Source organism: Pseudomonas sp. 1L-E-NC-VB-C3, assembly GCF_057291535.1.
On sequence record NZ_JBXAWD010000019.1, the window covers coordinates 102,194 to 111,113 of the forward strand.

General features: G+C 61.3%; 8 protein-coding genes. 4 read left to right on the forward strand and 4 right to left on the reverse strand.

From position 1 onward, the window contains the following. Positions 1–192: 192 nt before the first annotated feature. The gene (locus AC0Z5Z_RS24615) at positions 193–1,512 is read left to right on the forward strand and encodes an MFS transporter (RefSeq protein ID WP_024014128.1); all 1,320 of its coding nucleotides are present in this window, start codon (positions 193–195) and stop codon (positions 1,510–1,512) included. A 135-nt stretch (positions 1,513–1,647) separates the two neighbouring features. Continuing rightward, positions 1,648–2,277 (forward strand): flavin reductase family protein, encoded by a 630-nt coding sequence (locus AC0Z5Z_RS24620; RefSeq protein ID WP_071173402.1) that lies wholly within the window; start codon positions 1,648–1,650, stop codon positions 2,275–2,277. Here AC0Z5Z_RS24620 and AC0Z5Z_RS24625 read toward each other — a convergent pair whose 3' ends face one another. Both AC0Z5Z_RS24625 and AC0Z5Z_RS24630 read right to left on the reverse strand, forming a co-directional pair. After that, entirely contained in the window at positions 2,278–2,520 is a 243-nt protein-coding gene (locus AC0Z5Z_RS24625) for a hypothetical protein (RefSeq protein WP_041479831.1), read from the reverse strand. Between the two features lie 43 nt (positions 2,521–2,563). Next, entirely contained in the window at positions 2,564–2,917 is a 354-nt protein-coding gene (locus AC0Z5Z_RS24630; RefSeq protein ID WP_041479832.1) for a putative quinol monooxygenase, read from the reverse strand. 396 nt (positions 2,918–3,313) lie between these two features. Between AC0Z5Z_RS24630 and AC0Z5Z_RS24635 the strand changes: the two genes are divergently transcribed. Further along, the gene (locus tag AC0Z5Z_RS24635; RefSeq protein WP_016773445.1) at positions 3,314–4,243 is read left to right on the forward strand and encodes an AraC family transcriptional regulator; all 930 of its coding nucleotides are present in this window, start codon (positions 3,314–3,316) and stop codon (positions 4,241–4,243) included. Positions 4,244–4,490: 247 nt separating this feature from the next. Here AC0Z5Z_RS24635 and AC0Z5Z_RS24640 read toward each other — a convergent pair whose 3' ends face one another. Together AC0Z5Z_RS24640 and AC0Z5Z_RS24645 are read right to left on the reverse strand one after the other, a co-directional pair. Beyond that, positions 4,491–5,942 (reverse strand): aldehyde dehydrogenase family protein, encoded by a 1,452-nt coding sequence (locus AC0Z5Z_RS24640; protein ID WP_485611772.1) that lies wholly within the window; start codon positions 5,940–5,942, stop codon positions 4,491–4,493. After that, positions 5,939–7,576, reverse strand: coding sequence for a 5-guanidino-2-oxopentanoate decarboxylase (locus tag AC0Z5Z_RS24645; RefSeq protein WP_485611773.1), 1,638 nt, complete (start codon positions 7,574–7,576; stop codon positions 5,939–5,941). The genes AC0Z5Z_RS24640 and AC0Z5Z_RS24645 overlap by 4 nt, the downstream gene beginning before the upstream one ends. Positions 7,577–7,794: 218 nt before the next feature. Between AC0Z5Z_RS24645 and AC0Z5Z_RS24650 the strand changes: the two genes are divergently transcribed. Beyond that, positions 7,795–8,676, forward strand: a complete 882-nt coding sequence (locus AC0Z5Z_RS24650) for a LysR substrate-binding domain-containing protein (protein ID WP_252868188.1) — start codon at positions 7,795–7,797, stop codon at positions 8,674–8,676. Positions 8,677–8,920: the final 244 nt, after the last annotated feature.

Sequence of the window (8,920 nt, forward strand, 5' to 3'; positions counted from 1 at the left end):
GAGGGGCTTTTGATCTTCACGCGGTAAGCGGAAATCCGCTCACTCAGCCCAATCAGTCGGCACAAATCCGCTCACTCCTCCCCGCCACCCCCTCTAAACCGGCCCTCCTTCCCTTGGCACACCTCCTGCTATAGCCCTGGCAGGCTGCGTTCCGACGCGCTCCACAAAAACAATTAAACGAAGGATCCTTCAATGGATAACTCCAACGCCCTGCCCCTTGGGTCGGCTGCCGTGCCGGCCAAACCGAGAACCACCGCCAGCCGGATCAAATCGATCTTCAGCGGCTCTGTCGGCAACATGGTCGAGTGGTACGACTGGTATGTGTATGCCGCCTTCTCCCTGTACTTCGCGAAAACCTTTTTCCCCGCCGGTTCCACCACCGCGCAACTGATGAACACCGCTGCGATCTTCGCCGTGGGCTTCCTGATGCGTCCGATCGGTGGCTGGCTGATGGGCATGTACGCCGACAAGGTCGGGCGCAAGAAAGCGCTGATGGCCTCGGTGTACCTGATGTGCTTCGGCTCGCTGCTGATCGCCCTGAGCCCGAATTATGAAACCATCGGCATCGGCGCGCCGATCCTGCTGGTGTTTGCCCGCCTGCTGCAAGGCCTGTCGGTCGGCGGCGAGTACGGCACCTCGGCGACTTATCTGTCCGAGATGGCGACCAAGGAACGTCGCGGCTTCTTCTCCAGCTTCCAGTACGTGACCCTGATCTCCGGGCAGCTCATCGCCCTCGGCGTCTTGATCGTGCTGCAAAACATGCTGACCACCGAACAGCTCTACGCGTGGGGCTGGCGTATCCCGTTCGCCATCGGTGCGCTGTGTGCGGTCGTGGCGCTGTACCTGCGTCGCGGCATGGAAGAAACTGAGTCGTTCACCAAGAAAGAAAAATCCAAGGAAAGCGCGATGCGCACCTTGATGCGCCACCCGAAAGAGCTGTTGACCGTGGTCGGCCTGACCATGGGCGGCACCCTGGCGTTCTACACCTACACCACCTACATGCAGAAATACCTGGTGAACACGGTCGGCATGAGCATCTCCGACTCGACCACCATTTCCGCCGCCACGCTGTTCCTGTTCATGTGCCTGCAACCGATCATCGGTGGCCTGTCGGACAAGATCGGTCGTCGCCCGATCCTGATCGCCTTCGGCGTGCTCGGTACGATCTTCACCGTGCCGATCCTGATGACCCTGCACACCATCCAGACCTGGTGGGGCGCGTTCTTCCTGATCATGGCGGCGCTGATCATCGTCAGCGGCTACACCTCGATCAACGCGGTGGTCAAAGCCGAATTGTTCCCGACCGAAATCCGCGCCCTGGGCGTTGGCCTGCCGTACGCACTGACCGTGTCGATCTTCGGCGGCACCGCCGAATACATCGCGCTGTGGTTCAAGAGCATCGGCATGGAAACCGGTTACTACTGGTACGTCACCGCGTGCATTGCCGTGTCGCTGCTGGTGTACATCACCATGAAAGATACCCAGAAGCATTCGCGGATCGTCACTGACTGATCGCACCGCATCGCTGGCAGGCCACAAAATCTGTGTCCTGCCACGAACCCTACGGGGTCTCGCGTCTGGCTGGAAATATGCGCTGGGTCCTTGCACTATGGCTGCATCCGAATGCAGCTCAGGAATCCGCTCCCCATGCCCGATGACATCCACTTCTACGAACCCGCCAACGGCCACGGCCTGCCTCACGATCCGTTCAACGCCATCGTCGGCCCGCGCCCCATCGGCTGGATTTCCTCGCAGGATGCCGAAGGCCGGCTCAATCTCGCGCCGTACAGTTTCTTCAACGCCTTCAACTACGTGCCGCCGATCATTGGTTTTTCCAGTGTCGGGCGCAAAGACAGTCTGAACAACATCGAGCAGACCGGTGAGTTCGTCTGGAACCTCGCCACCCGCCCGTTGGCCGAGCAGATGAACCAGAGCTGCGCGATGGTCGCGCCTGAGGTCAACGAGTTTGAACTGGCGGGGCTGACGACCGTAGCGTCAAAGGTGATTTCGGTCCCACGGGTCGCCGAAAGCCCGGTGTCCTTCGAGTGCAAGGTCACGCAGATCATCCAGCTGCAACGCGCCGATGGCGAAACGGTGCCGAGCTGGCTGATCCTCGGCGAGGTGGTCGCGGTGCACATCGCCAAATGGCTGCTGAAGGATGGCATCTACGACACCGCCGCCGCACAACCGATTCTGCGCGGCGGCGGGCCGGCGGATTATTTCCAGCTGGGGCCTGAGGCGCTGTTCAAAATGTGGCGCCCGGGGGCGCAGAAGTAATTACCAGATCAGCTCGGCGTCATCAGTGACGCCCTTGAGCTTGTCCAGTTCGTTGATGGCTGCATCATCGGCAGCAATGGCGCCGGGGAACACCTGCTCATTGAGCAATTTGTGAAAGCGTGGGGCGCCGCCATCGACCAGGGCCTTGACCGCGATCGCCGCGTAATAACCCTTGTTGCCGCCCAGCTCGACGGGGACGACTGCGGAGACTGCTTCGAAGCGTTCAAACTCTTTACGTGCCATGTCGCGGATCCTGGCTCAATCAAATAAGCCGGACATTAAACCCTCAACCGGCGAGTTTGTGTATCGGCGCCGCGCATTGACCGAGGGCCTGCGCGGCGGAAACGTCCCTGAACGTGTGGAAGTCGAGGCTGTTGACCACCAGGTCCTGGACCAGCTCAGCGAAGACTTCCATCGACGGACTGTTGAAATACGCCGTCATCATTTGCTGACTGCTCCAGTAGCCGCTGACCAGCCACAGGTCGGCGTCGCACTGCGATTGTTGCAGGGAAAAACTCAGGCAGCCGGGCGCCGCGCGCGAGACTTCGATCAATGCGCTCAGGCGCACACCGAGTTCCGCCGAGCGCCCGGGCTGGGCACGAACGAAGGCCATATGACTGACAGGCATCTGCTTGGACATGATCAACCCTCCATGAAATCGCGTGGCAGCCGGGGGACGGGCTGCGACTGAAGCAAAGATTAAGGGCCGGGCCGGCTGCGCCGTTAGTCGATTCCTGCCTTCGCGTTGCACAATCCTGCGAGACTGCGCAGACGACCTGTAACAACCTGTAAACCCGCGCAACACGTCTGTCATACGCGTTTTGTGTAGGAGCTGCCGAAGGCTGCGATCTTGTGCTTTTGCCTCGAAGATCAACGGATCGCAGCCTTCGGCAGCTCCTACAGAATCGTATGGCGGGAGACCTGTGCGCACCTGCGGGCAGAATCAGGCAAGCATTTGGCAGAATGTGTCTACCGCCGCCGCTTGCACAAACATATGCTCTGCTGCATTCCCCCTCACTTGCCGAGGATGCCGTGCATGACGTCATTCGATCGTTTTCAAGCCGAACCCAGCGCCGACATGGAAAAGCAGCGCGCGGAGCTGGCGGCGATCATCCGCCGCAACACCAGCGACGATGGCAGCTACCAGACCGCCATCGGCTCACTGGTGATGTCGCGCCATACCCAGTCCCATGACTTTGCCCCGGTGCTCGCGCAGCCGGCGCTGTGCATCATGGCGCAGGGGCGCAAAGAGGTCCGCCTGGCCGACGAGTTCTTCAACTACGACCCGCTGAATTATCTGGTGGTGTCGGTTTCGATGCCGCTCAGCGGGCGCGTGGTCAATGTCTCGCCGGAAGAACCGATCCTCGCCGTGCGCCTCGACATTGATCCGACCGAAATCACCGCGCTGATCGCCGACGCCGGCCCGATGGGCGTACCGACGCGGCCGACCGGACGCGGTCTGTACGTGGAAAAAATCGACAGCGCCATGCTGGATGCGGTGCTGCGTCTAGCGCGGCTGCTCGACGCGCCGAAAGACATCGCCATGCTCGCGCCGCTGATTCGCCGGGAGATTCTCTATCGCCTGCTGCGTAGTCCACAGGGTCATCGTTTGTATGAGATTGCGATTGCCAACAGCCAGAGCCATCGCATCAGCCAGGCAATCAAATGGCTCAACGGCAATTTCGAGCAACCGCTGCGCATCGATGATCTGGCGCGGGAAGTGAACCTCAGCGTGTCGACGTTGCATCATCGCTTCAAGGCGATGACCGCGATGAGTCCGTTGCAGTACCAGAAGCAGCTACGCCTGCAAGAAGCACGGCGGCTGATGTTGACCGAAGGCCTGGAAGCCTCGGCAGCAGGATATCGGGTGGGCTATGAAAGTCCGTCGCAGTTCAGCCGTGAGTACAGCCGACTGTTTGGTGCGCCACCGTTGCGGGACCTGGCGCGGTTGCGGCTGTCGGTGTAACTCCATAGAAGCCCCTCTCCCTAGCCCTCTCCCAGAGGGAGAGGGAACCGATTGGGGGATATTGGAGAGGTTCAGCGACTTGCGATATCGGTGCTGAATCCGGAATCAGCCAAGCCAGGCCAACCCGGCGTTGGGTTGATGACCTTCAAATCCATAATCGACTCGGTTTTTCAGGTCGACGGAGAACGCAAGACACCTCGGTCAGCTCCCTCTCCCCCCGGGAGACGGCTGGGGTGAGGGCAGGCTTCTACACCGCGCGCACGACGTGCTTGATCTCCAAAAACGCCGCCAACCCCCAAGGCCCCAGTTCGCGGCCGACACTGCTCTGCTTGTACCCACCCCAAGCCGTCTGCGGGAAGATCACCTGCGGAGCATTGATCCACACCAGCCCTGCCTGCAAGGCATTGGCCACGCGATCCGCCGTTGCAGCATCGCGCGTCACTACACTCGCGACCAGGCCGAACTGCGTGTCGTTGGCCAGCGCAATCGCCTCGCTCTCACTGGCGAAACCGCGCACACACACCACCGGGCCGAAAATCTCTTCACGCCATAAGGCGCTGTCCAGCGACACGTCGGTGAACACCGTCGGTTGCAGGAAATAACCGCGCGGCAAATGCGCCGGACGATTGCCGCCAGAAAGCAAACGCGCGCCCGCACTCAGGCCGCGATCAATATGCCCAAGCACCCGTTGGTACTGCGCCTGATTGACCAGCGCGCCCATCTCCACATCCGCATCAAACGGATCAGCGACTCGAATCGCCTCTGCGCGCTTTTGCAGACGCTGAAGAAATTCGTCCATCAATTCCTCGGCAACCAGCACCCGACTGGTGGCCGAGCACATTTGCCCGGCGTTGAAGAACGCCCCACCACAAGCCAGTTCCACCGCCAGCTGCAGATCGGCATCCGCCAGCACCAGCAACGACGATTTGCCACCCAGCTCCAGACTCACACCCTTCACGGTTTCAGCAGCGCGTTGCATCACCTGCACACCAACAGCGTTGCTGCCGGTAAAGGAAATCTTGGCAATGCGTGGATCGGCCGACAACGGCGCGCCCACCGCCAGACCAGTGCCGCAGACCAGATTGAACACGCCGTCGGGCAAACCGGATGCAGCGATGATCGCGGCCAGTTCCAGCTCCGGCAACGGCGTCACTTCAGAAGGTTTCAGCACCACGCAGCAACCGGCGGCGAGCGCCGGGGCGAGCTTCCAAGCGGTGGTGACCATGGGGAAATTCCACGGCACGATCAGCCCGACCACACCGCATGGCTCACGACGCAGGCGTGCGCTGAAGTCATCGCTGGGCAGCGGCACGTTGCTGTCCTGCCCGGCGTCGAGGCCTTCGGCGAGTTCGGCGTAATAGTCGAAAGTGGCGATCACGTCATCGACATCGATGGCCGCTTCGAACTGCGGTTTACCGGTATTACTCGACTGCAGGTTCATCAAGTGATCGCGACCGTTGCGCACGCCGTTGGCAATGTTGCGCAGGATCGCAGCGCGTTCGGCGCCGGTGGTTGTCGACCAGTGTTTGAACGCCTCGGTCGCCGCGCTGATCGCTTGGTCGACGGCCTGTTCGTCGCCGCCATTGACGGTGGTCAGCAGCGCTTCGGTAGCGGGGTTGATCACCCGCAGATGTTCGCGGCCTGACGACCATTGGCCATTGATGTAGAGGCCGTCGAGTGTGGTTGGAAAGCTGATCATTGGGCCACCGCCTGCATCCACTGGTTCTGGTCGATTTCAATCAGCGTCGGGCCTTGCCGGTCCGTCGCCTCGCGCAGCGCTGCGCGCAATTCGTCGATGCTGCTGATGGCTTGCGCGGCGCAACCGAGGCCCTTGGCCACGGCGACGAAGTCCGGGGTGTAGATGTCCACGCCAACCGGTTCGATGGCGCGGTTGACCATGTACTTTTTGATCTCCTCGTAACCCTGGTTATTCCACAGCAGCACGATCACCGGCACCCGTGCTTCAACGGCGCTGGCCAGTTCCGGCAGGGTGAATTGCAAGCCGCCGTCACCGATCAGGCACACCACCGGCGGGCGCGCGCCGTTATCGAGTTGTCCACCGAGCCACGCACCGATCGCCGCCGGCAACGCATAGCCGAGGGTGCCGTAACCGGTGGATGCGTTGAACCAGCGACGCGGACGCTGGGGGTTGAAAGTGAGGTTGCCGGTGTATACCGGTTGCGTGGAATCGCCGACGAACACCGCGTCAGGCAATTCGTGCAACACGGTTTCGAGGAAACGCGTCTGCGCCAGCGTCGGTGCATCCCAGCTCGCCGCCAATTCATTACGCAGGCGCGCGGCGCGAACATGGCCCCAATCATTACGGCGCTCGGCCAGAGGTTGGTGCGACAAGGCGCTGAGCAATGCTTGCGCGGCATTGCGCGAATCAGCGACCAGTGCGACGTGCGGCGGGTAGTTGCGCACGGTCTGATCGGCATCGATGTCGATGCGCAGCAGCTTGCCGGGAATCTCGAAGCCGCCGGCGAAAGTGACGTCGTAATCGGTCTCGGCCAGCTCCGTGCCGATCGCCAGCACCACGTCGGCTTCAGCGACCAGTGCGCGGGTGGCGACCAGGCTTTGCGTCGAACCGATCAACAACGGATGGCTGGTCGGCAGCATGCCTTTGGCGTTGATGGTCAGCGCCACTGGAGCGTCGAGCAATTCGGCGAGTCGGGTCAGCTGCGGCGCTGCGTCGATAGCACCGCCGCCGGCGAGAATCAGTGGACGTTGCGCGCTGGCCAGCATTTCGCTCATGCGGCTCACGGCAGCCGGTGCGGCGCCGGCGCGATCGATATTCACCGGCAGGCTGGCGAGCAATTCATCGGCCTCTTCCACCAGCACGTCCAACGGAATTTCGATATGCACCGGTCGTGGTCGTCCGGCCTGAAACAAGGCAAACGCACGGGCCAGCACCACCGGCAATTCGGCAGCGGACATCAGCGTGTGCGAGAACGCTGCGACGCCGCCGACCAGTGCGCTCTGGTTCGGCAGCTCATGCAACTTGCCGCGCCCTCCGCCCAACTGACTGCGCGACTGCACGCTGGAGATCACCAGCATCGGAATCGAATCGGCGTAAGCCTGGCCCATGGCCGTGGTGATATTGGTCATGCCCGGGCCGGTGATGATGAAACACACACCGGGTTTGCCGCTGGTACGCGCGTAGCCGTCAGCCATGAACCCGGCGCCTTGTTCATGACGAGGCGTGACGTGGTTGATGCTTGAGCGGGCAAGGCCTCGGTACAGCTCAACGGTATGCACACCGGGAATGCCGAACACCTGCTCGACCCCGTAATTTTCCAACAGCCTGACCAGTACTTCGCCGCACTTTGCCATGTTGATTGCCCTTTCATTCACTGAACACTCCCTGTGGGAGCGAGCCTGCTCGCGAATAAGCGGTCCAGCCAACATCCGTGTCGAACCTTGAACCGTCTTCGCGAGCAGGCTCGCTCCCACAGGGTCCGTGGAGTGCCCATTGGAACGGTGCGCAACTGGCAGCAACAATCGATTAAAAGTCATACTAGCCATGTCCCCACGTCATACCTCAGATCGCCATGAAACGCCTGCCACCCCTGCCCGCTCTGCATACGTTCTGGATCACCGCGCAATGCTGCAATTTCACTCGCGCCGCCGAGCAGTTGCACATCACTCAGGGCGCGGTGAGCCGGCAGATCGCCGGATTGGAAGAACAGCTCGGTTATCCGCTGTTCATCCGTCTGGCCCGAGGTCTGGCGCTGACGGCCGAAGGCCGCGAATGGCTGCCACAAGTGGAGAAGGTTTTCGGGCTGATCAGTGAAGCGACCGAGCAGATCGGGCTCAAACACCAGACGTTGCAACTCAAGGCCCCAAGCTGCGTGATGCGCTGGCTGCTGCCGCGCCTGCTGCAATGGCAGAAGGAACGCCCGGACGTGCCGGTGAAACTGACGGCCTCGCTGCAACACGGTGTGGATTTCCAGCGCGAGCAATTCGACGCCGCCGTGATCTACGGTCCGCCGCCGGACAATTCGCCAGGCGCACTGCATCTGTTCGACGAGCAACTGACACCGGTCTGCTCACCGCAACTGCTCAAAGGTTCGCCGGCGCTGAATTCACCGCAGGATTTGCAGGAGCATCTGTTATTGCACCCGACCCACGACATTCAGGACTGGTCGGTGTGGCTCGATGCAGCGGGATTGCGATTGGGCAACCTTGGCAGCGGGCAGCATTTCGAAACGCTGGATCAGGCGATGTCGATGGCCTCGCACGGCACGGGGGTGGCGATCGGGGACTGGTCGCTGATTGGTGATGATCTGAACGCTGGACGACTGGTGATGCCGTTTGCGTTGAAGGTGAAGACGGGGTTGGCGTATTACGTGGTGGTGCCTGCTGGAGCCGAACCCTCGCCGCAACTTGAGGAACTGATGCTCTGGCTGGTTGAGCAGGCTCATTTGCGCTGAAGCCTCTCCCCTCACCCTAGCCCTCTCCCCAGGGAGAGGGAACTGATTGGGGATACTCAAGAAATTCATCGACCTGACACAGCCACGCCGAATCCATAATCGACACGGTCGTTCAGGTCAATGCGTGACCCAAGACAACTCGGTCGGCTCCCTCTCCCCAGGGAGAGGGAACTGATTGGGGATACTCAAGAAATTCATCGACCTGACACAGCCACGCCGAATCCATAATCGACACGGTCGTTCA

Bases quoted from the DNA above. Each gene is read 5' to 3' on its own strand.
- AC0Z5Z_RS24615 (WP_024014128.1), top strand. From the start codon at position 193: ATGGATAACTCCAACGCCCTGCCCCTTGGGTCGGCTGCCGTGCCGGCC.
- AC0Z5Z_RS24620 (WP_071173402.1), top strand. From the start codon at position 1,648: ATGCCCGATGACATCCACTTCTACGAACCCGCCAACGGCCACGGCCTG.
- AC0Z5Z_RS24625 (WP_041479831.1), bottom strand. From the start codon at position 2,520: ATGGCACGTAAAGAGTTTGAACGCTTCGAAGCAGTCTCCGCAGTCGTC.
- AC0Z5Z_RS24630 (WP_041479832.1), bottom strand. From the start codon at position 2,917: ATGTCCAAGCAGATGCCTGTCAGTCATATGGCCTTCGTTCGTGCCCAG.
- AC0Z5Z_RS24635 (WP_016773445.1), top strand. From the start codon at position 3,314: ATGACGTCATTCGATCGTTTTCAAGCCGAACCCAGCGCCGACATGGAA.
- AC0Z5Z_RS24640 (WP_485611772.1), bottom strand. From the start codon at position 5,942: ATGATCAGCTTTCCAACCACACTCGACGGCCTCTACATCAATGGCCAA.
- AC0Z5Z_RS24645 (WP_485611773.1), bottom strand. From the start codon at position 7,576: ATGGCAAAGTGCGGCGAAGTACTGGTCAGGCTGTTGGAAAATTACGGG.
- AC0Z5Z_RS24650 (WP_252868188.1), top strand. From the start codon at position 7,795: ATGAAACGCCTGCCACCCCTGCCCGCTCTGCATACGTTCTGGATCACC.